We start from the raw sequence: 1,207 nt of genomic DNA, 5'->3' as shown, positions 1-1,207 counted from the left end.
CGGAACAGGGCCTCCGCGGCCCGGCACACCTCCTGGGCCTCGGTGAGGGTGCCGGTGCCCCACCCCAGGAAGTTGGCGAGCCGCAGCTTCACGGTGGCCCGCCGCCCCGCCGACCCGACCCCGACCAGGGCCTCGTCCATCCGCCGCAGGGCGGGCACCGCCACCGCGGAACGGCTGTCGGCGCGGTGGTCGAGCACCCACCGGGCGTCCCAGTCCAGGGCGTCGACGACCTCCGACCACCGCCGGTCCCCCGCGGGCAGCAGCCGGACCAGCGCGTCCAGGACCGACAGGGCCTCCCGGAACGCCCCCGAGGCCTCGGCCGACCGCACCGCGGTGCACAGGGCGGCCACGGCCTCGTCGTCCCCCGGATCGGCCGAGCGCGCGAAATGCCCGGAGGCCTCCCCCAGCCGACCCCAGGTCTGCAGCTCCCGCGCGGTCGCGCGGTGCAGGAGACGGCGCCGGGCCGGGCCCAGCTGCGCGTACACGGCGTCGGCGACGAGCGGGTGGGCGATCTCGACGGTCAGCTCCGGCCCGTCCTCGTGCTCGACGACCAACCGGGCCCGGACCAGTCGCTCCAGGCCCTCGACGAGCTCCGCGGGAGTTCGCCCGGACAGGGCCACCAGTCCCCGCAGCTCGGCACGGCGGCCGAGCACCGCCAGCAGCTCGACGATCCCCACCGCCACCGGGTCCAGGCCGTGCAACCGCAGGGCCACCCGGTCCGACAATGAGTCCGGGAGCCTGCGCAGCAGCGGTCGGTGCAGGTCGGCACCCTCCTCGACCAGCGCGTCGAGCAGGTCGAGCGCGTCGAGCGGCAGCCCCCGGGAACGGTCGACCAGCCAGTCGACGAGGACGTCCGGCACCTCGCGGACGACCTCCGACGCCAGCTCGCGGATCCCGCTCGCATCGAGTGGCGTCACGACCGTCCGCTGGGCGAGGCCGTCCTGCTCCAGGAGCAGGACGGCCTGCACGGCCTCCGGTCGAGCGGTGAGCTCGCTCGGCCGGGCGGTGGCGAGCACGAGCACGGACTCGTCGCCACAGACGTGGGCCAGGTGGTGCAGGGCCACCAGCGACGAGGCGTCGGCCAGGTGCAGGTCGTCGATCACCACCAGGACCGGACGCTCGGCCGCCAACCCGCGCAGCAGCTCGGCGAACCCGTCGAGCACCCGCGCCGTCGAGCGCTCGGGGTCGGCGCGGGCGTCGACGTTGC

1 protein-coding gene is annotated in these 1,207 nt (G+C 76.1%); it reads right to left on the bottom strand.

Annotated elements, in window-relative coordinates; translation table 11 throughout:
* A partial coding sequence (locus H5J29_RS33490) for an ATP-binding protein (protein WP_376768604.1) occupies positions 1–1,207 on the bottom strand: 1,207 nt, incomplete at both ends.

Origin of the sequence: Pseudonocardia pini, from assembly GCF_013870575.1 — a bacterium.
Taxonomy (GTDB): Bacteria; Actinomycetota; Actinomycetes; order Mycobacteriales; family Pseudonocardiaceae; genus Pseudonocardia; species Pseudonocardia pini.
Note: the sequence above shows the minus strand (reverse complement) of the source record. Positions and strands in the feature narration are given on the sequence as shown.